At 36.0% G+C, this 18751-nt stretch carries 16 protein-coding genes; 8 read left to right on the top strand and 8 right to left on the bottom strand.

Annotation, left to right across the window (positions count from 1 at the left end):
- Window positions 1-405: 405 nt before the first annotated feature.
- The 4 genes from AAV97_RS13270 (at window position 406) to AAV97_RS13255 (ending at window position 5322) form a co-directional block, all read left to right on the top strand.
- The gene (locus AAV97_RS13270) at window positions 406-999 is read left to right on the top strand and encodes a nitroreductase family protein (protein ID WP_004830401.1); all 594 of its coding nucleotides are present in this window, start codon (window positions 406-408) and stop codon (window positions 997-999) included.
- 589 nt (window positions 1000-1588) lie between these two features.
- The gene (locus AAV97_RS13265; RefSeq protein ID WP_042085596.1) at window positions 1589-3751 is read left to right on the top strand and encodes a malate synthase G; all 2163 of its coding nucleotides are present in this window, start codon (window positions 1589-1591) and stop codon (window positions 3749-3751) included.
- Between the two features lie 178 nt (window positions 3752-3929).
- Entirely contained in the window at window positions 3930-4550 is a 621-nt protein-coding gene (locus AAV97_RS13260) for a 2OG-Fe(II) oxygenase (protein ID WP_004830403.1), read from the top strand.
- A gap of 106 nt (window positions 4551-4656) precedes the next feature.
- Window positions 4657-5322, top strand: coding sequence for an SOS response-associated peptidase (locus AAV97_RS13255; RefSeq protein ID WP_046760817.1), 666 nt, complete (start codon window positions 4657-4659; stop codon window positions 5320-5322).
- Window positions 5323-5331: 9 nt separating this feature from the next.
- Here AAV97_RS13255 and AAV97_RS13250 read toward each other — a convergent pair whose 3' ends face one another.
- Window positions 5332-5796: a MarR family winged helix-turn-helix transcriptional regulator gene (locus AAV97_RS13250; protein WP_004830405.1), complete on the bottom strand. Its 465-nt coding sequence runs from the start codon at window positions 5794-5796 to the stop codon at window positions 5332-5334.
- 952 nt (window positions 5797-6748) lie between these two features.
- Between AAV97_RS13250 and AAV97_RS13245 the strand changes: the two genes are divergently transcribed.
- Complete coding sequence (locus AAV97_RS13245) at window positions 6749-8290, top strand: TerC family protein (protein ID WP_046760816.1); 1542 nt, start codon at window positions 6749-6751, stop codon at window positions 8288-8290.
- A 117-nt stretch (window positions 8291-8407) separates the two neighbouring features.
- Here the strand turns inward: AAV97_RS13245 and AAV97_RS13240 are convergent, their stop codons facing one another.
- Window positions 8408-9274 carry an alpha/beta fold hydrolase gene (locus tag AAV97_RS13240; RefSeq protein WP_046760815.1) on the bottom strand — a complete coding sequence of 289 codons (867 nt, stop codon included), beginning with the start codon at window positions 9272-9274 and terminating at the stop codon, window positions 8408-8410.
- Window positions 9275-9395: 121 nt separating this feature from the next.
- Between AAV97_RS13240 and AAV97_RS13235 the strand changes: the two genes are divergently transcribed.
- Window positions 9396-9854 (top strand): hypothetical protein, encoded by a 459-nt coding sequence (locus AAV97_RS13235; protein ID WP_005032019.1) that lies wholly within the window; start codon window positions 9396-9398, stop codon window positions 9852-9854.
- A gap of 41 nt (window positions 9855-9895) precedes the next feature.
- Here the strand turns inward: AAV97_RS13235 and AAV97_RS13230 are convergent, their stop codons facing one another.
- Window positions 9896-10132 carry a hypothetical protein gene (locus AAV97_RS13230; protein WP_004830410.1) on the bottom strand — a complete coding sequence of 79 codons (237 nt, stop codon included), beginning with the start codon at window positions 10130-10132 and terminating at the stop codon, window positions 9896-9898.
- A 633-nt stretch (window positions 10133-10765) separates the two neighbouring features.
- Window positions 10766-12058, bottom strand: a complete 1293-nt coding sequence (gene brnQ, locus AAV97_RS13225) for a branched-chain amino acid transport system II carrier protein (protein ID WP_035300475.1) — start codon at window positions 12056-12058, stop codon at window positions 10766-10768.
- Window positions 12059-12395: 337 nt separating this feature from the next.
- On the opposite strand from brnQ, the gene map reads away from it, so the two are divergent.
- Window positions 12396-13190 carry a type I methionyl aminopeptidase gene (gene map / locus AAV97_RS13220; RefSeq protein WP_046760814.1) on the top strand — a complete coding sequence of 265 codons (795 nt, stop codon included), beginning with the start codon at window positions 12396-12398 and terminating at the stop codon, window positions 13188-13190.
- A 620-nt stretch (window positions 13191-13810) separates the two neighbouring features.
- Here map and AAV97_RS13210 read toward each other — a convergent pair.
- From AAV97_RS13210 to AAV97_RS13195, 4 genes are all read right to left on the bottom strand, one after another.
- Window positions 13811-14983 carry a benzoate/H(+) symporter BenE family transporter gene (locus tag AAV97_RS13210; protein WP_004830414.1) on the bottom strand — a complete coding sequence of 391 codons (1173 nt, stop codon included), beginning with the start codon at window positions 14981-14983 and terminating at the stop codon, window positions 13811-13813.
- A 364-nt stretch (window positions 14984-15347) separates the two neighbouring features.
- Window positions 15348-16001, bottom strand: coding sequence for a leucine efflux protein LeuE (gene leuE, locus AAV97_RS13205; RefSeq protein WP_046760813.1), 654 nt, complete (start codon window positions 15999-16001; stop codon window positions 15348-15350).
- Between the two features lie 116 nt (window positions 16002-16117).
- Window positions 16118-17101, bottom strand: a complete 984-nt coding sequence (gene tal, locus AAV97_RS13200; protein ID WP_009584807.1) for a transaldolase — start codon at window positions 17099-17101, stop codon at window positions 16118-16120.
- Between the two features lie 88 nt (window positions 17102-17189).
- Window positions 17190-18080, bottom strand: coding sequence for a LysR family transcriptional regulator (locus AAV97_RS13195; RefSeq protein WP_004830417.1), 891 nt, complete (start codon window positions 18078-18080; stop codon window positions 17190-17192).
- A 156-nt stretch (window positions 18081-18236) separates the two neighbouring features.
- Here AAV97_RS13195 and aceI point away from each other — a divergent pair, with 156 nt between their 5' ends.
- Window positions 18237-18662, top strand: a complete 426-nt coding sequence (gene aceI, locus AAV97_RS13190; RefSeq protein ID WP_004830418.1) for a chlorhexidine efflux PACE transporter AceI — start codon at window positions 18237-18239, stop codon at window positions 18660-18662.
- The last annotated feature ends 89 nt before the right edge of the window (window positions 18663-18751 follow it).

The raw sequence follows: 18751 nt of genomic DNA, 5'->3' as shown, positions 1-18751 counted from the left end.
GATTCGCTGATTTGGAAACTCCGCTTGATGCGGAGTTTTTATTTTCTGTTTAAATTTATGCTTTAAAGTATTTAGCGTACCAGATGCTGAGAATAGCTTGATCTGTGTTGAATTAAAGATGATTTTTACCTTAATTTATTTTGTGGTCTACGCAATAACAATTTGAAGAAAATGGCAACAATATTTTTTTAAAATTAGCTGCATGGATTTAATTTTTATAAAAATCAGTATATTAATGTGATTTTGGATAGGAGTATAATTGTTTAAAAGTCTTTCTATTTCTAATATTGTTCTAAATATAGAACACATTGTTATGTATTTATGCATGGAAACAGTCAAAATCATGCAATAAACTTTGTCTATGTTAAAGAAAACGGCGTATCGCGCCAAAGAAGGATTATCATTATGTCATTTTTAAATCAAATCAAACAACGTCGTACAATTTATGCATTGGGTAAAGATATCAGCTTAGACCAAGCAAAAGTTGAAGAAATCATCAAAGATGCAGTAAAACATAGTCCATCTGCATTTAACTCACAATCTTCTCGCGCAGTAATTTTATTTGGTGATTCACACGTAAAATTCTGGACAATTGTTTTAGAAACTTTACGTAAAATTGTTCCTGCTGAAGCATTTGAAGGAACTGCTGGTAAAATTAATAGCTTTATTGCTGGCGCAGGTTCGGTGTTGTTTTACGAAGATTTAAGCGTAGTGAAAGGTTTGCAAGAGCAATTCCCACTTTATGCAGATAATTTCCCGGTTTGGGCTGAACACTCGACTGCAATTGCGCAATTTGCAGCTTGGACAGCTTTATCTGAAGCAGGTATTGGTGCTTCATTACAGCATTATAACCCGATCGTGGATGATGAAGTTGCAGAAACTTTTGAAATCCCTGCGGATTGGAAACTTCGTGCGCAATTGGTATTTGGTTCAATTGAAGCACCTGCTGGTGAAAAAGCATTTATTGATGATGCTGCACGTTTCAAAACATTTAACTAAATTTCTATCAGATCGAAGAAATCAAATCTCAAATCTATCTTTGATTGATGTCTGATCTTTGTTTGATCATATCTAACCTGCTTAAGAGACCAATTTTAAGCAGGTTTTTATTTGCGTTGATTTTATCAAATTTTAAAACAAAATAACCAAACATAGAGTGTCTCAGTTCACTTTAGTTATTCCTTAAAAACGAGTTGATCATACTTTCCAGACAATCATTGAGCTAAAAATTCAAGCCATAAAGGATCGAACAATTCTTTACATAGAAATATCACTTTACTTTATCGACATTTAGATTTATTCGTGGCTTAATCTTTGCTCAAGGAAAAAAGTGTATTAAAAAATGAGTAAATTAGCGTAGATTCAGCACTTTGGTCTAATTTAGACATTTTAAAAAATTTATACACTGTAAATAGCCATTCAAGTTGATGATATTGTCGGATTTCTGATCGTTATTTTTTAAGTTAATGTATGTATTTATTTTAATTAAAATGATCACTATTTAGGAATGTGATAATACTATTCAGCATGGTTTAAATCGGTATACTAGAAACTCTTGTTATAAAAAGTAGCAATATCAGGAAAGACAATGACTGCACGTATTCAAAAAGGCAAGTTAGCGATTGCTAAAGAACTTTACGATTTCATCGAAAATGAAGCACTACCAGGTTCTGGTTTAGACAGTGAAACATACTGGAAAAACTTTGAGCAAGTTGTTGTCGATCTTAGCCCTAAGAATAAGGCGCTTTTAGCAAAGCGTGACGAGATTCAGGCTAAAATTGATGAATGGCACCGCAACAATAAATTTGAACTTGAAGCTTATAAAGCTTTCCTAAAAGAAATTGGCTACTTATTACCAGAAGTAGAAGATTTCCAAATCAGCACAGAAAATGTAGATGAAGAAATCGCATTATTGGCTGGTGCGCAGTTGGTTGTACCTGTGCGTAATGCACGTTACTGCCTAAATGCAGCAAATGCCCGTTGGGGTTCTTTATACGATGCACTTTACGGCTTTGACGTGATCTCTGAAGAGGGTGGCGCAGAAAAGGGTAAAGGCTATAACCCTGTTCGTGGCGACAAAGTTATTGCATTTGCAAAGAACTTCTTAAATGAAACATTCCCGCTTGCAAATGGCTCTCATGCAGATGCAACTCGCTATGCGGTTGAAGATAAAAAATTAGTGGTAACGCTAAAAGATGGTTCAACAACCACTTTAGCAAAAGAAGCTCAATTTGTGGGTTTCAATGGTGAAGAATCTGCACCCGTTGAAATCGTACTGCTCAATAATGGCTTGCACGTAATTATTGAAATTGACGCAAATAGTCCAATCGGTAAAACAGATGCGGCTGGCGTTAAAGATCTTGTGTTAGAAGCAGCAGTAACGACGATTCAAGATTTGGAAGATTCGATTGCAGCTGTAGACGCAGAAGAAAAAGTTGAAGGCTACCGTAACTGGTTAGGCTTGATGAAGGGTACTCTTGAAGAATCTATCGAGAAAAACGGTAAAACCGTTACCCGTAAATTAAACAAAGATCGTAGCCACAAGAACCTCATTGGTGGTGAAACGACACTTCATGGTCGTTCTTTGATGTTGCTTCGTAATGTGGGTCATTTAATGACAAACCCTGCGATCCTTGTAGATGGTGTTGAAATTTACGAAGGCATTATGGATGCTTTAATCACGCCATTGCTTTCTTTTGCGGACATCAAAGGTCAAAACGAAAACAAGAACTCTCGTAAAGGTTCTATGTATATCGTTAAACCAAAAATGCATGGTCCAGAAGAAGTTGCTTTTGCTGTTGAATTATTTGAACGTGCTGAACAAGCCTTGGGTCTACCAGCGAAAACTTTGAAAATCGGGATTATGGATGAAGAACGCCGTACTTCTGTAAACTTGAAAAACTGTATTGCTCAAGCAAAAGATCGTACGATTTTCATCAATACAGGCTTTATGGATCGTACTGGTGATGAAATCCATACATTCATGGAAGCAGGACCATTTGTTCGTAAAGGTGAAGTAAAAGCGCAAATTTGGTTCCCAGCATATGAAAACCGTAACGTGATGGTAGGTCTTCAAGCTGGATTACGTGGCAAAGCTCAAATTGGTAAAGGCATGTGGCCAAAACCAGATATGCTTTTAGACATGTACAAAACCAAGATCGAACATCCTGAAGCTGGTGCAAGCTGTGCTTGGGTTCCATCTCCATCAGGTGCGGTGATTCATGCGATTCATTATCATCAGTGCAATGTTTCAGCTCGTCAGCAAGAATTGTTGAAAACTGAAGCTTTACCTTTAGATGATTTACTTACTCCACCTTTGGCGACTGATACAAACTGGACTGAAGAAGAGAAAACCAAGGAGCTTGAAAACAATCTTCAAGGGATCTTGGGTTATGTTGTACGTTGGGTTGACTTGGGCGTAGGCTGTTCTAAAGTGCCAGACATTAATAATGTTGGTTTAATGGAAGATCGTGCAACATTGCGTATTTCATCTCAACATGTTGCGAACTGGTTACGTCACGGCATTGTAACTCAGCAACAAGTTGAAGAAGTTATGCAACGTATGGCAAAAATTGTGGATGAGCAAAATGCCAATGATCCAGAATATACCAACATGGCACCAAGCTTCGATGGTTATGCTTACAAAGCTGCTTATGATCTAGTCTTTAAGGGCGGTGAGCAACCATCAGGCTATACAGAACCATTATTGCATGCATACCGTTTAAAATTAAAAGGTTATACAGGTGATTAATTTTACACTGTAAATTTTAAATCAAACATAAAGCCTCTTCGGAGGCTTTATGGCTTTCTAAAGGAGCAAAAAGACAGTTTTAAGCCCAGAAAATTTGTTTTCGCTGATTCTGGTTTAAGCCAACAACATGAAAACTCTGCTACAATTTAAAGGAGTTAATTATTATGTTGAATTATAAATGACATCAATTCTGAAATTAGATGCGCTGAAAAATGCTGAAGTCGTCACAACACCTTATCCGTTTTTTGTGGTTGAAAATGCGTTGGCAGACAGTGAAGTTCAAGCAGTGATCAAAGACTTCCCAAAAATTGAACAGGGTGGAAGTTTTAATATTGAAGATGTGGAAATTAAACCTAATTTTGATCGTTTTTTAAAATCTTTAGATACACCAGAGTTTCGCCAAATTCTGACAGATAAATTTGATGTTAATGTGATGGAACATCCGATGATGATCACTTTGCGTGGTTACTCTCGACAAAAAGATGGTCGTATTCACAGTGATTCTAAAAGTAAACTATTGACTATTCTGATTTATCTAAATGAATCATGGGATGCACCGAATGGTCGTTTACGTATTCTAAATGACGACAAAGATATCAATAACTATGTCGCTGAGATTGGTGCTGGTCCTGGCTCTTTGGTTGCATTTAAAGTTACTGATAATGGTTGGCATGGCTATATTCCTTATGAAGGGCAACGCCAATCGATTCAAATTAACTTTTTGACCAGTGAAAAAGCCAATGCTAAACATAAGTTTTTCCATGGTTTAAGTGCGAAAGTTAAAAAAATCTTTGGATAGGCTATTTTAGACGGACTTTGGTTAATTCTGAATATATCAGGAGTATTGAGTTAGATCACATTCATAGAATCAAGAGAATGAATGTGATCAACCCATTATCATTTTTATGTGCGCTAATTTTAAACCGATCACAGCCACACAAGTAAAACAACTTGGCTTACCTGCTATTCCTTTTACATATCAACCAGAAGTATTTCCTAGTTTTGCAATGCCATTACTTTTTAACGCTCAAAAAAGTCTTGAGTGGCGTTTGGTCAATTTTGGTTTAATTCCAAAATGGGCTGAAGATAAAGAGGCGGGGAAGCATACTTATAATGCGCGTAATGAAACATTGATAGAAAAACGTAGTTTTACAGAAGCATTGAGTAAATGCCAATTCGGGGTTATTCCCGTTACTGAGTTTTACGAGTCTAAATATGTCAATGGAAAGCCACAGCGATGGGGTGTTAGACGGAAGGATGGTCAGGCATTTTATATTGCAGCATTATACGAAATTGCACGGTTAAAAAATGGTGAAGTAATTCGGTCAGCAACTATGATTAGCATGGATGCCCATTTTCATCCCATGATGAGAGAGTTTCATGAGCCAAGAACAGATAAGCGTTCTGTTGTCGTGATTCCACATCATCGCTTGGATGAGTGGCTGAACTTGAAACAGCCTGATATTTCGAGTTTTATAGAGGGATTTCCTGTGGAGGAGTTTGAATGCTTTTATTGTCCTAAACAACGTAATGACATCAACTCTCCACAGTTAAGTATATTTGATGAATAATTTTCAACATCAATGTGCAAGATTTTTAAAAATAATTTTTAAATTCTCTATGGTTTTTTCAATTTGAAGCGGGGTAAGTCCTTCAAAGGATTGCTCTAAAATCACACCCATTAAATCATTGATTTTTTGGGTTATTTGTTTCCCTTCTTCAGTTAAACAGACGCGTGTAATCCGTTTATCTTTTTTGCAAGAATACGTGTCTACCAACCCTTCTTCTTTTAAACGGTAGACAATTTTTGTGGTTGTCGACATTTTAGAGACAATCATTTCGGAAAGCTCAGATACACTGGCATCAGGTTTGGCTTCTAAGGAAACCAATAAACGACGCCGTGAATTATCAACCCCATACTTTTTGAGCACTTGATCTAAGTTTAAGACGTACTGAGCATGGACTTGTGTAACCCAATAATAAGGAAAATTTTCAATATTAAAATTTTCCGCAGAAGGCAGAAATTTTGAATATTTCTTAGTCATCTGAATGTCCCTGTTTTTTTGTAATTATTGCCATATGTTAAGCACTAATAATATTTTATTTCGAATATCTGAATCAATATGTGCGTCACACTTAATGCCAAAAAACTAGAAAAATCGACGAAAAATAGATCCATCTAGAAAATTAACTTAAGTTAAACTATTCCAAAAATACATTAAAATGCAGTTTTTATATGAATAGGTGACAACTTCATATAGCGGAAAATAGTTGCTTCTTCATGCAATTGCTTGATTACCAGTTTCATGTTTTACAGTCTTTATAGTGCATTATAATTTTTTTAAAAAAACTGAATTGATTAGTTACTCTTAAAAAAATCATACTATAATCGACAGTGAACCCCTTTGATTATTGCTAATCAAAATGAAAGATGGTTTAGCCATTGTTTGAAAAACAATCATGAAGAACTTTGTTCAACGTTTGATTTCCATGATTCAAGCCATAAATTTCAACAATGTTTTGCAACAAAATAGGTTTATTTGTTAAACAAATTAACATCAATTGTTATTATATCTGAAAAATAAAAAAAACCAAGTTGACTTTATGAAAAATATTGTCGATTGTAGCTAATGAATTTCACAATTTTTTTGTATAAATGCATAACATATCAATTTTTAATTTAAAAAATTCAATAAAATCAACAGGTGAAAAATAATTAAAATTTATCGAAATCTTCGACTATTTTCTAAAGTTAGTGAATCTCTTATTGGCAACAGTGCGAAAGCTTGATAATCAGATGTAGCTTTGAAAAAATTGATAATACTTAAAGATTAAATAAATGTAAAAATTTCATGAAAAATAATTACAAGTCGTCGATATTGTGCATAATTAAAGTAATTTAGTTGAAAAGGTATCATTCATGGATCCGTCGCCGTGTAGGTTAAGCTTATTTTTCTCCAATTTATATACTTATAAAAATAAGCGGGAGATCTAATAATGGAATTTTTATTAGACCCTGGAATTTGGGTTGGACTTTTAACCCTTATCGTTTTAGAAATTGTACTGGGTATCGATAACCTGGTATTCATTGCCATTCTTGCAGATAAACTTCCTCCAGAACAACGAGATAAAGCACGTGTCATCGGTCTTTCTTTGGCCTTGATCATGCGTTTAGGTTTATTGACGATTATTTCTTGGTTAGTCACTTTAACTAAACCTTTAATTGCATTTGGGGGACTATCCTTTTCAGGACGAGACTTAATTTTATTATTTGGAGGATTGTTCCTCGTTTATAAAGCTGTCACTGAATTACACGAAAAAATGGAAGGGAAGCCTGAAGTCAAAAGTTCAGGTGCTGCTGTATATGCCAGCTTCTGGGCTGTTGTTGCCCAAATCATTGTTTTAGATGCTGTATTTTCACTAGACTCGGTGATTACTGCGATTGGTATGGTGGATAATATTTATGTGATGATGGCGGCAGTTACGATTGCTGTAATTGTAATGTTAATTGCATCTAAGCCATTGACGACATTCGTAAATAAGCACCCTACAGTGGTGATTCTATGTCTAAGCTTCTTATTGTTGATTGGGGTTAGCTTGATTGCGGAAGGTTTTGGTTTCCATATTCCGAAAGGCTATATCTACTCAGGTATTGGCGTTGCGATTTTAATCGAAGCATTTAATCAATTCTCAAGCCGTAATGCTGAAAAACATCAAGCTAAAACGCCATTGCGTCATCGTACTGCGGATTCAATTCTAAAATTGATGGGCAGTAAGTTAGATGCTGATTTATTGCAAAGCCCTGAAGCTTTAGCAGCACAAAAAGCGTTTGGTGATGAAGAACGTTATATGGTCGGTGGCGTACTTACCCTTGCGGAACGTTCTGTAGCATCGATTATGACACCAAGAACTCAGATCTCATGGATTAACCTAGAAGATGATGCAGAGAGCATACGTCAACAAATTTTAGCTGTACCGCATAGTTTATTCCCTGTCTGTCGTGGGCAATTAGACAAAGTGGTTACGGTTGTTCGTGCTAAAGAGTTAATTGATGTATTGGACGAGCCAGAACAGCTTCAAGCTTTATTGAAACGTAATCGTCCCATCTTTATTTTTGAGAAAATGAAGGTCATTGATGCAATTCATACACTAAGAACTTCCAAAGGTTCATTGGTTTTGGTGAGTAATGAGTTTGGAAATATTCAAGGTTTGATTTCTCCGCTTGATGTGTTTGAAGCCATTGCAGGTGAGTTTCCAGATGCAGATGAACAGTTGGAGCTGATTAAAGTGGATGAAAGTACTTGGAAGGCATCAGGTATGCTCGATTTGTATCAACTTGAATTGGAGTTGGGAATGCTTGACCTTGTTCAAGAGGATTCTGGATACTTTAGCGTCGCTGGATTAATTCTCGATAAAACGCAAGGCGATGTGCATTTGGGTACACAAATAGAGCATGAAGGGATTTGGTTTGAAGTGATTGAAATGGATGAGAATCGAATCAAAACGGTAAAAATTACTCGTCCAGAGCAGTTTTCATAATCATTGTTTGTAAAGTGATTTAAATCATTCATCCTTGATAAAAATGCCTCAGTCCTGAGGCATTTTTTTTGAATAAAAAGAGCACTTAAACAGGATTATGTATTTAAGTGCTGAAAACTAAAGTTTTGGATTAAATATTTTTTGGGTCATGATTGGCCAGAGATTTTGATGGCTTTTCTTAAACATTAACATATGCCCAATCACTTTATGACCATGTTGTTGTGGGTTCAGCTCGATCATATCAGTTGTGGCTCTAGGGTAAAGACGAAGCAGGTCTTTTACATTAGCGGAAGTTGCAATCTCATCATCTGAAGACCAATAAGAGGTGATAGGGCACTCGATCTCATGATGATAATCTTCAAATACGGTTTTACCTACAGCATTTATTACATAACCTGGTTGGCTACAGAATTCAGCCCATTGCTGTGCTACTTTTTGCGGTAGATTCTCTCCCATACCGAGCATTTTAGTTGCACCATAGCCTTTGATGCGATTGGAAATTGGGAAGACTAAATTAAACATGACAGGTGCTAAGCGTTTAGTGCGACCTTTAAGTCCTTTTACGTGACCAGTAGAGCCAGATATCGAAATAACTTGTGCGACTTTCTTATAATTTGGAACAATACCGAGTAACTGACCCCCTGCACTATGACCAATGAGAGTCAGTTGATTCTTTCCTGTCTTGTTTAAAAGTGACTCAATGGCAGCCGGAATGTCGAGCTGTCCCCAATCTTGAATACTTGCTTTGGATTGAGATAATGGTCCATGTAATGAGTTTCCAATACCACGGAAATCAAAGACCATCACATCTAGACCTTGTTGAGTAAGCCATTCGATAAAATGATGATAAAAGCCCTGAGTAATTCCTGTAGCAGGGCAAACCAGTACAGGTAAGTGCTGAGTTGATTGTTTTGCCGGATAAAAACGTGCACTTAAGCTATAGCTATCTGCGCAGCTTATGGTTAAATTTTCATATATTGTCATAGTACAATCCAAAGCTGTTCAATTTAAAACTACTTTACACAAGTTCTAAAAAGAAACTTGTTTGAAAGATGACTCTTAAGTCAGATCTGAATGTGATAAGGAAAAATAGGAACTTTATCAAATGGATTTAATCACTTTAAACTTATCGGTAAAACTGGCACTTATTTTTAGTGGGGTTTATTTGTGGGTAGGGATGCTCACAGGTGTCTGGAAGTACGTCCAGATCAGTCGTTCAGAACTTGCTAGAGCACACTACTATGTCGATATAGCACATCGAAGTAGCTTGCTTTACGCGCCTGCTAGCTTGATTTTAGCTGTGATGGCGTATTGTTCGAGTTTCCAGGAAATAATTAATTTACTCTGTGTGATCGTAAATTTAGTTTTTTTTAGTTTTTCTATTGCAAGTTATGTTTTACATGGTTGGCTCAAAGATACGACCAACCAATTTAAGCAACCTCATCAATTAGGTGCTGTACATTTACCGAAAATTTTACTTCGTTTAGCGATGATTTTATTGGTTATTGGAGAGATTTTTGCGACAGGAATCTTGCTTTTAGGGATGATTAAAGGATTATTATAATTTTTTATTATTGATGAAGATGGATGCTTGGCATCCATCTTTCATTCAGTGATTTTTGCGAGTTTTCGCGATTTATGATCTACAACGTCCCAAATATAGAAAGCCGCAGATACCGCTAACGCATAAGCAAAATATTCAGGTTTTAAATTGCCTTGAATAAGTCCGTGGATGAGCAGGGTAGCCAAAAGGGCAATCGTTGTACTCAAATATGTGACTAATTTTGTGTTTGCCTTCAAAGAATTAATGAAGACTTGCTTGTTGAAATGTAATGATAACATCTCCATCCCTCCTGTCTGCTCGACAAAAACCTAATTGTTTTAGTCTGGATTGGTTTATTCAGTTGTACCATATCTAGTAATTATTTCAAGAGCAAATACTCTTATTATTTAAAATAATTATGACATATTTATTACAAACATGACTTATTTTATAAAAAATGAAAATATGAGTGATTTTTTTCTTAAATAGTGTATTTATTGTTGAAGAAGTGTGAAGTGGTTATCAAATTAAAATACAGCAACTTACAACAAGTGCAAGAGAATTTTGACTAAAGTCGATGAAAGTTATGCAATATTTATGCAAATTTTATAATAAATTATGATCAATGATGAAAATTTATATTTGATTGCAGCAAATTGTAAGTTAATATTTTTTATGATTAAACTTTAATCAGTTGATTGCTGTGTATATTCAAGGAATGTTCTTGTCATCTAAAGAATAAAAATGATCGACAAAACTGAGAATGCAAAAGTAATTTTTAGCAGTGTGTGATTAATCACATGCAATACATTGAATTTTTTTAAGTTGTGTCGCAAACAATAACAGTCTGTTGGGTAAACATGACAATTATTGATCACAGTTAAAATTAGATTTGGGTAAAATCAAATTTTAAGGACGATGGCTAAGACGCTTTATTTCTTAACTTTATCGATAACGACACAAATAATTAAAACAATCAATGATGGAATAAGCCAAGCAAGGTTTTGTTCATTTAACGGTAAGTTTTGGATCAATAGCGGTAAACTATCTTTAAATTCCGTTACTTTAATACCTTCAATAATTCCAAATAAGAATGCAATGCCAGTTACTGGTGCAACCACTGTTGCTGGATTATTAAATTTGCTCCAAAAGAAACTCAATAGAATAACGACAATAGCGGGCGGGTAAATCGCACTGAGAACTGGTACAGAAAATGCAATCAATTTAGTCAAACCTAAATTTGAAATGACCAAAGAGAATAAAACCAGAATGATCACTAAAACTTTGTAAGGAATCTTAGTCAACTCAGAGAAATATTCAGCACATGCACATGTTAGGCCGATCGCTGTGACCATACATGCGATAAAAATCAAAGCAGTAAGAAATAATGAGCCAAGATCACCAAAAGCGTGCTGAACATAAGCATGCAAAATCACGGCGCCATTTGCTGCATTTGGTGCTGCATCATGGCTACCTAAACCTAGCTTAAATAAGCTGATATAAACCAGTGTTAAGCCTACGCCAGAAATTAAACTTGCAATGATTGCATATTTAGTTACCAGTTTTTTGTCGGTGACACCACGAGAATGTATGGCATGGATAATCACGATACCGAACACTAATGCACCTAAAGTGTCCATGGTTAAATAACCATTTACAAAGCCTTCAGAAACAGGGCTAGTTGCATAATTATTGATGGCAGGAGAGATTGAACCAGTCGGGATGATAAAGGCTGCAATACCAAGAATGGCAAGTGCAATAATTTTAAGAGGTGCAAGAATATGACCTACGGTATCCAACAGTTTGTTTGGATAAAGAGACACTAAAGTAACAAAGGCAAAGTAGATCACACTATAAATAAATAGCGGAGTGCCACCTGTACCAAAGTAAGATGAAAAACCGATTTCATACGAAACTGTAGCAGTACGTGGTGTAGCAAAAAGTGGACCGACTGATAAGTAACACACTACAGTCAAGATTAAACTTGCAACTTTGCCTAAAGGTGAACTTAAAATTGCAATCGAACCTTCAGTTTTTGAAAGCGCCATAATGGTGATGACAGGTAAGCCTACAGCGGTGATTAGAAAACCCAATGCTGCTAGCCATACATGTTCACCCGCTTGTTGAGCGACAATGGGTGGAAAGATAATATTGCCTGCCCCAATAAATAAGGCAAAAGTCATGAACCCTAGAGCAATAATATCCTTGGTACGGAGATTAGTCATAAAGTGTGGTTAAAAACGCAAAACAGCGATTTTAGTGGAAATGCGAGATTTTTTGTATTTTATTTTATGGGTAATATTCCTGTTTTTTATAAATTTTAACCAATTAACCATATGAGTTATATTTATGTGGATGATTCAGCGCTTAATTTGGTTAAATTTGTACAAGCCAATTTTAAAGAAAATTTTATAGGATTAAAAAACGCAAATTCGTAGTTTAAAGCTTATTTTTATAATTATGCATACCAATCGACATTTTTAACTCTCATCATCAACAAGAAAAAGCCCTAAAGCAATCGAAAAAGCATATAATATCGGTTCACTTTTGCGGACAGATCCAATGAAAGCTTCAACAGTCACCATCAAAACTGAACAAGACCTTGAAAAACTCAGAGTGTCAGGGCGTTTAGCTGCCGAAGTTTTAGCAATGATTGGTGCATATGTTAAGCCAGGGGTAACGACTGAATATTTGGATGACATCTGTAATGATTATATTGTGAATACACTCAAAGTTATTCCAGCCAATGTCGGGTATTATGGTTATACAAAAACTACCTGTATCTCTCCCAATGAAGTGATATGTCATGGTATTCCATCTAAAAATACTGTTTTGAATGATGGTGATATTATTAATATTGATGTAGCAATCATTAAAGATGGTTATTTTGGTGATACCAGTCGTATGTATTATGTGGGTACTGTAAAGCCTGAATCTAAAAAATTAGTAGAAACTACATATGAGGCAATGGTTGCAGGTATTCATGCTGTAAAACCCGGTGCAACACTTGGAGACATTGGGCATGCCATCCAAAGTGTAGGTCAACGTGAAGGCTATAGTATCGTTCGTGAATATTGTGGTCACGGCATTGGTAAAATTTATCATGAACAGCCCAATGTATTGCACTATGGAAAACCAGGACAGGGGCTAGTGCTTAAACAAGGCATGGTATTTACCATTGAACCCATGATTAATGCGGGTAAAGCCAGTGTCAAAGAATTAAAAGATGGTTGGACTGTTGTGACAGCAGATAAATCTTTATCTGCACAGTGGGAACATATGGTTGCTGTGACAGAAACAGGGTTTGAGCTGTTAACACCTTGGCCTGAAGGTACAGGTAACTATCCAGAAATCTAATACTTTAGTCTCAAGTTTGGAAAGTTTGATGATTGTTATATATTTTTATGCTTAAAAAGCGTGATGTGTTAAGTGTTAATTTTTTATAATTGTGAACAGTTTAATTTTATTTTGTAAGAAAAACTATTCACTAAGTTTTTTTAAATATTGGTTTGAGTAATTATTCATCACTATAATCTGCACCAGATTCTTTTTTGAAGTTTCTATTGTTGTTTCAAGTTTCGAGCTTATCCATCCTAGGGTAAGCTTTTTTTTAGCTAAAATTCCCTTTCTTTGTATTGGTGTTTTTACAGTCAATATGCTAAAAAAAACATGCATAAATATAATTTTTAGATCAATAAATCAATGTGATGAGTCTATTGTTTGATAATATAAAACTTGTAATGCCATACTTTATATCTAAAGTTTAAATCGATTTACGTATGTGGTGCTTCACTTTACATAAACAATTTTTTTGTTGAACATTATTCTTGCGCAGTAAACAAAGCAGTGTTTTATTTTTACTCATCTACCTCTGCTCAATATGATTAGTTATTGTTTTGAACAGTAGAGGTGTGAATACATTTATTCAGTTAAATTTTAGATAAGGTAAGTCAAGCAACTCACCTTATCGGGTTTGATTATTTTCTGACTCTAAAATTTAAGATAAACGAAACGGCAAAACCAAATAAAAGTCCCCAAAAAGCAGAACCTATACCGAAAAATTGTATTCCTGAGGCACTAAAGAGAAAGGTCAGTAATGCAGCTTCTCGGTCTTTAACTTCATGGAATGCAATCGCAATGTTGTGGCTGATCGTACCAAATAGAGCAATACCTGCTAAAGCAACGATAAATAAGTGCGGGAACGACATCAATAAGCTGGTTAAGGTGGCAGCAAACAAGCCCATTAAAATATAGAAAAATCCACAACTCATACCAGCAATATAACGTTTAGATGGATCGGGATGTACTTGATCATCTAGGCTTACTGCGGCACTGATTGCAGCAATATTCACGGTATAGCAGCCAAAAGGTGAAAGTAATGTTTGAGCGGTTCCAGTCCAACCTATTAACTGATTGACATGCGGTTGATAGCCATAACTTTTAATCATCGCTATCCCAGGTAAGTATTGAGATGCCATATTGATCACAAATAGTGGTAGCGCTAGCCCTAAAATTGCTGACCATGTAAATTCAGGCATCATCCATACAGGTTTTGCTAATCCCCAGTGAAGCGTTGGAACATGAAACTCCATAAAGAAGGGGCAGATGATAATCCCTGCAATCACAGTGATGACAATGCAATAACGAGCCCATAAGCGCTTTGTAATCACATATACAGCCAATAAACTAAGGATAAAAGCCCAGTCATTTTGCATGCTGGCAAATAAGGCAATTCCAAATTTTAGCAATACTCCAGCCAACATCGCACTGGTCAGACTTTGTGGAATATAATTGATGATTTTTTCAAAAATACCTGAAAATCCAAGTACAGCTGTAAGCAAACCTGATACTAAAAAAGCGCCAATTGCTTCATAAAGTGAATAACCACTTGCTGTTGCTATGATTAATGCGAGTGCAGCAGTAGACCATGAGGTTGCAACAGGATATTTAAATTTCCAAGACAGAATTAAACCTGAGAGACCAATACCTAGACCTAATGCCCAAAACCAAGAGGTAATTTGTTCTGGATTCGCGCCAAGTAATTGTGCAGCTTGGATCACTAAAACAGCTGAAACACTGATACCGATAAGGAAAGTAATAAAGCCTGCAAATACGGCAGGTACTGAGAAGTCTTGGAGAAGCTTTTGCATGATCCCTTGCTTTTAAATTTGATTGAATGGTTGAAAATGCATCCATCATACATGGATCATTTTAAAGCTGACAGCGTTAATTAGAATTTAATATCAAAAGCAAATAGAAAAATTGAATTTATTATCATTGCTGGATAATTCAAGCTTTTTATGATCAAGCAAATCTACACATTAACATTGCTTGATCCTGACTTAGACGATGCTTCACTTTGCTTAACTACTTTTTTTTGTTTAACCCCATTATTGCATTACAAACAAAGTAATGCTCAATTTTAACCTTCAAAGCAAGCCATTTATAAAATGTGTATAGACCCAAATGTGGAAGGCGCTTTAAATTTAAGCTTACCCAACTCATTATATGCTTTTACATGGTTGAAACTGCGAGCTTTATACCAAAGGCGCAAAACAATAGACCGACCGCTGCAACACATCCTGCCGCAACTTTATAGCGGGTGTTAAAGAAGGTTGCGAGTTTAACCCCAGAAAAAATTAAAATGGTTAAATAACTCATGCTAATGATTTGTAGAATCACAGAAAGAGCAGCAAAACTTAGCGCTGGGTAAGGATAATCTGGGTCAACAAATTGCACAAAAAAAGACAAATAAAATAAAATCGCTTTCGGATTTAACAAGCTGATTGTCAATGCTGTACGAAAAGGATGAAATTGTTCAGTCGTGGTTGATGAGACAGCATCTGATTGAATCGTTTGTGGTGTGCTACGCCAAGTTTTAACACTGGCGATTAATAAGCGAATTCCTAGATAAGACAAATAAGTTGCGCCGACCACTTTAAGAATTACAAATAGCCAAGGAAAGGCATGTAATAAGGATGCAGCACCCAATACGGTACAAAGGATCAGGATTAAATCACCAGTAAAAACACCAAACGCGCCGATATAGCCTATTTTAATCCCAAATCTTGACGCAATGGACATCACATAGAGCGAGTTTGGACCCGGGAGAATGACGATAAAAATTGTCCCTAATATATATGTCACGACATCCGTAATACCAAACACAATATTCTCACAGTTTAAGAAAAGCGAATAAAAAAAGCCGAGTGCTTATGATAACAAACTCGGCTTTAGAATGTGAGCAATTTTAGTGCATTTTAAACACTGTCAATGATTGAAACTCAATCAATAAAATCAGCTTCAAGCCCAAAGGATTGGCGTAATAATAAAGCCAATTGTTCACGGGCTTTAATAAAGCCATCAATTCCACTTTGTAATAATTGGAATGCCATCAAGTCTGATTCGAGTTGCTGTTTAAATTCAGCTTTAGAAATTTCTTGATGTGGTTGATCTTGATGTGATTGTTCATGGTTCAACTGAGCGCTTACTGTACGTTGATCATTTTCCAGTTTTTCAAGCAGTGCAGGAGCAACAGTCAGTAAATCACAACCAGCAAGTCCTAGAACTTGATCTACGCTACGGAAGCTTGCGCCCATAACTTCTGTTTTAATTTGGTTCTGTTTGTAGTAGTGATAAATCTGTTTGACAGAGCGTACACCCGGATCTTTCTCAATCGGGTAGCTGTCAACATTTTCAGCTTTTTTATACCAATCTAAAATACGCCCAACAAATGGAGAGATCAGCGTGACTTTAGCGTCAGCACATGCTTTGGCTTGATGTAAACCAAATAATAAAGTCAGGTTACAATGAATGCCTTCTGCTTCAAGGGCTTTAGCCGCCTGAATACCTTCCCAAGTAGATGCAATTTTAATCAAAATTCGATCTTGATTGATTCCGTAGCTTTGATACAGCGCCAATAGTTCTTTGGCTTTCGCAATTGTTTCTTCGGTATTGTAAGAAAGTGCCGCATCAACTTCCGTAGAAACTCGTCCTTCAACAAGATTTAAAATTTCTACACCGAGTTTTACTGTCAGAATATCAATGGTGCGTTCGACCAGTTCATCAAGTGCATAGCCTTCTTGTTTAGCTTGTGCATAAGCATCTTCAATCAAGGTGCGACTTTCAGGCTGTTGTGCGGCAGCTGTAATCAGTGAAGGGTTAGTCGTTGCATCTAGCGGGCGAAATTGTTGAATAGCGTTTAAATCACCTGTATCAGCAACAATAGTGGTTAAGCGTTTTAATTGGTCTAATGCAGATTGAGTCATTACCGGTTATTTCTTAGTTAAAATATTTGTGATTTAGTTATAACACAATGCCATTTCAGCAAAATAGGAAAATGTACTGAAAGACATATTATTTTGTATGAATTCTTTGATTTCGAATGTGATTAATCAAAAAACGAGCAGCTGAACCTAAATTACTCTCACGACTCCAAACCAAATCAACAAAATATTCAAATTTTGGTGTGAAATCGAGCAAATCAAGTATTTTTAACTTATGTTTGAGCTCTGGGTTTTCATTAAACATTTCTAAGGGAAGTACTCCCCAACCTAATTCCTTTAAGATCAGCGAACAAGCTGAGTGATGATTGTCAGTACGCCAGTAATTTTTAGAATAGAGTAACTCGGGTTTAATCGTGCGATCTCGGCTGGCGACAACAATTTGTCTGGATTGCAATATTTGTTCAAAACTTACTTTTGAGTGGGCAGATAGAGGGTGATTGATTGCAGATACAGGCACTAAAGCTTCTTTTTTTAACTCAACAAATTGTTCGCGGCTTTCTAACATTTCACGTTCAAACATCAACGCCAATTGCGCTGTCTGATTCATAAGCATTTTAAGTGCATCTTCTTGTGGTGCAGAAAAAATGTTGATTTGTAAACTTGGAAACTGTTGGGCAAGCAATGCAATATATTCGGTCCAATCGGTATGTACCAACTCTGAAACCACCACAATATTCAGTGAGGATTCCAAACCTTCGCTGAGGGCAATTGCTTGTTGTTTCCATTGATTCATTTCAATTAGAAGTTGTTCGGTTTTTTCATATAGAAGCTGTGCCTGTGATGTTGGTATAGGTTCGCGTCCGACCCGCTTAAAAAGTTTAAGATTTAAATCAATTTCTAAGTTGGCGATCGACATGCTGACCGCAGATGGAACTTTTCCAAGCTGTCTTGAGGCAGCAGAAAAAGAACCTGTTTCCATGACTGTTTTAAAAATCATCAACTGTTCTTGATTGATATTCATATTGGACCGCCATTAGTAAATGAGATCATGTGAAAATGAAAGAAATATCGCAAAGAGAATAAAGTTAATCTTTCAATAAAATTGAAAGAATCTGACTCGATTGATCAATATTATAAAAATATAATGCAACAGTCGAAACAAAAAGAGTAGTTTTAAATGATGATTTCCAAAAGAAGGATTATTCATGCATTGAGCTATGAAATCATCCTATTGGTGATCATAGCGATTGCATTAAGTTTTATTTTTGAAGTTCCAATGGAAGTTACAGGTGTATTGGGTGTGGCTATGGCTGTGACATCTGTAGTTTGGAATATGATTTTTAACCATTTCTTCGAGAAATTTGAGCATAAAAGAAAGCTTAAACGTACTATTGGCGTGCGTATCCTGCATGCCATTGGTTTCGAAGGTGGCTTGATGTTGGCGACTATTCCAATGGTTGCTTATGCAATGGATATGACATTGTGGCAGGCGGTCCTATTGGACTTAGGGATGACCACATGTATTTTAATCTATACCTTTATTTTCCAATGGTGTTACGATTTGATTGAGGATCGTATGGGAATCAAACCAGTACATTCTTAATGAAACTCTAAACATGTAATTTGAAATTCTGTCAGAATTGCCACTGTTGCTTGAAAGGGTTCTGCTGTTCAAAATAGCAGAGCCAATTT

It is taken from the genome of Acinetobacter sp. Ag2 (assembly GCF_001005515.1).
GTDB lineage: Bacteria > Pseudomonadota > Gammaproteobacteria > Pseudomonadales > Moraxellaceae > Acinetobacter > Acinetobacter bereziniae.
Note: the sequence above shows the minus strand (reverse complement) of the source record. Positions and strands in the feature narration are given on the sequence as shown.

Coding starts and splice junctions, on each gene's coding strand:
- AAV97_RS13270 (WP_004830401.1), top strand. CDS start 406: ATGTCATTTTTAAATCAAATCAAACAACGTCGTACAATTTATGCATTG.
- AAV97_RS13265 (WP_042085596.1), top strand. CDS start 1,589: ATGACTGCACGTATTCAAAAAGGCAAGTTAGCGATTGCTAAAGAACTT.
- AAV97_RS13260 (WP_004830403.1), top strand. CDS start 3,930: ATGACATCAATTCTGAAATTAGATGCGCTGAAAAATGCTGAAGTCGTC.
- AAV97_RS13255 (WP_046760817.1), top strand. CDS start 4,657: ATGTGCGCTAATTTTAAACCGATCACAGCCACACAAGTAAAACAACTT.
- AAV97_RS13250 (WP_004830405.1), bottom strand. CDS start 5,796: ATGACTAAGAAATATTCAAAATTTCTGCCTTCTGCGGAAAATTTTAAT.
- AAV97_RS13245 (WP_046760816.1), top strand. CDS start 6,749: ATGGAATTTTTATTAGACCCTGGAATTTGGGTTGGACTTTTAACCCTT.
- AAV97_RS13240 (WP_046760815.1), bottom strand. CDS start 9,274: ATGACAATATATGAAAATTTAACCATAAGCTGCGCAGATAGCTATAGC.
- AAV97_RS13235 (WP_005032019.1), top strand. CDS start 9,396: ATGGATTTAATCACTTTAAACTTATCGGTAAAACTGGCACTTATTTTT.
- AAV97_RS13230 (WP_004830410.1), bottom strand. CDS start 10,132: ATGTTATCATTACATTTCAACAAGCAAGTCTTCATTAATTCTTTGAAG.
- brnQ (WP_035300475.1), bottom strand. CDS start 12,058: ATGACTAATCTCCGTACCAAGGATATTATTGCTCTAGGGTTCATGACT.
- map (WP_046760814.1), top strand. CDS start 12,396: ATGAAAGCTTCAACAGTCACCATCAAAACTGAACAAGACCTTGAAAAA.
- AAV97_RS13210 (WP_004830414.1), bottom strand. CDS start 14,983: ATGCAAAAGCTTCTCCAAGACTTCTCAGTACCTGCCGTATTTGCAGGC.
- tal (WP_009584807.1), bottom strand. CDS start 17,101: ATGACTCAATCTGCATTAGACCAATTAAAACGCTTAACCACTATTGTT.
- AAV97_RS13195 (WP_004830417.1), bottom strand. CDS start 18,080: ATGAATATCAATCAAGAACAGTTGATGATTTTTAAAACAGTCATGGAA.
- aceI (WP_004830418.1), top strand. CDS start 18,237: ATGATGATTTCCAAAAGAAGGATTATTCATGCATTGAGCTATGAAATC.